Source organism: Mesorhizobium sp. B3-2-1 (assembly GCF_006439515.1).
Classification (GTDB): domain Bacteria; phylum Pseudomonadota; class Alphaproteobacteria; order Rhizobiales; family Rhizobiaceae; genus Mesorhizobium.
The window spans coordinates 1-1,011 of sequence record NZ_VFTI01000074.1; the positions used below are offsets into that span (position 1 = coordinate 1).

Consider the following 1,011-nt stretch of genomic DNA (forward strand, 5'->3'; position numbering starts at 1 on the left):
CGCGCCGCAATATGCCTCGGCGCTTGGCAAGAACGCCAACTGCCAGACGCTGGTGTCGCTGACGCTGGCCTCTGGCGAAGTGCCGGTCATGGTGGGGCTGCGGCTGTTTCTGCCCGAGAGCTGGACTTCCGATCCCGCCCGGCTCGACCGTGCCGGTGTGCCCGCGGACCATCGTGCCTACAGGACCAAGCCCGAAATCGCGCTGGCCGAGATCGACCGGGCTCGCGCAGCCGGCCTACGCTTTGGCTGCGTGCTCGCCGATGCCGGATATGGCTTGAGCGCCCCCTTCCGGCAGGCGCTCACCGAGCGCGGCCTTACCTGGGCCGTCGGTATCCCGTTCAAGCAGAAGGTCTATCCCGCCGACGTGGCAATGATCTTTCCCCTTGCCGGACGCGGCCGTCCGCGCCAGCGGCATATCCCCGATGTGAAGTCGATGACCGCGCAGGCGATGCTGGAGACAGCCCCATGGCGTGCGGTCAGTTGGCGGCGTGGCACCAAAGGCCGCCTCTCGGCGCGCTTCGCCGCTGTCCGTGTCCGGGTTGCAGATGGCCCACCCCAGCGCATCCGCGACATGGGCGCTCAGCATCTGCCCGGCGAGGAGGTCTGGGTGATCGGCGAGCACCGCTCGACCGGCGAGCGCAAATACTACCTCTCCAACTTGCCCGCCGACACCCCGCTCAAGCAGATCGCAGGCGCCATCAAGGCGCGCTGGGTCTGCGAACAGGCGCATCAGCAGCTCAAGGAGGAACTTGGCCTCGACCACTTCGAGGGGCGCTCATGGACGGGCCTGCACCGGCACGCGCTGATGACTATGATCGCCTACGCTTTCCTGCAATCTCGCCGTCTCAAACAAGCGGGAGGGGGAAAAAAGAATCCTTGGCCCGCCGCCCCAACCGAGCCTACCCGCCGTCAGGCAAGCCATCCTCACCGCGCTCGCGCAGCCGCCCCCAATCCGTTGTCCCCACTGCCGCAGAACCCTCTCTGCTAAAGATCTGCCAAAGTAGTGCTAGC

At 66.7% G+C, this 1,011-nt stretch carries 1 protein-coding gene; it reads left to right on the forward strand.

What is annotated here, in order from left to right; all coding sequences use genetic code 11:
• Positions 1-988: IS701 family transposase (locus FJW08_RS32260; protein WP_210241236.1), on the forward strand; the 988-nt coding region annotated here is incomplete at its 5' end.
• Positions 989-1,011: the final 23 nt, after the last annotated feature.